At 44.0% G+C, this 612-nt stretch carries 1 protein-coding gene; it reads left to right on the forward strand.

Features of this window, described 5'->3' with window-relative positions; all coding sequences use genetic code 11:
- The coding region (locus R7190_RS28725; RefSeq protein ID WP_318138043.1) for a LysR substrate-binding domain-containing protein at window positions 1-502 on the forward strand (502 nt) is incomplete at its 5' end.
- Window positions 503-612: the final 110 nt, after the last annotated feature.

Raw genomic sequence — 612 nt, forward strand, 5'->3', positions numbered from 1 at the left:
CTCTACCAATCACACTCCGAGAATCGTTGAAAACGTAAAATCAGGGCGAGCGACCCTAGGATTCTGCGCTGGTTACTTACCTTCTCATCACGGTTTGATGAGCGTTCATCTCGCCGATGAGCCTTTCTCTATAATAAGTAAGCACCCGCTAACTCAATTACCAAAAGCGATTTTAACTAACGATTTGAATAACCCAGCCAACACATATCAACAAGCCATTTTGTCCAAGTACGAGATCCAACCTTTGATGGAAATGGACTCCTACACTGCGGCAGCGCAATTAGCTTTAAAAGGTATGGCACCAGCACTGATACCTAAATCCATCATCAAAACACTCAACATCGCATCAAATTTCTGTTTTGAATTCGAAGAACTAGAGCCTCTAGTTCGCCCAATACACATCTGTCTTCGCCACAACACATACCGCAATCAGCGAATTAAAACAGTGTTAGAAGCCATTGCTGATGTTGTTGCCAAAGAAGTTTTGTTGCCATCAGCATAGACATGGTAATCACTAGAGGTCGAATCCACTTTTGACCTTTGGTAACCACCACTTTTGCGCCAAGTTGAGCGCCAATAAAGCCACCGACCGCCATCGTCAAACCAATTTCC

The organism is Vibrio sp. 1078-1 (genome assembly GCF_033340475.1).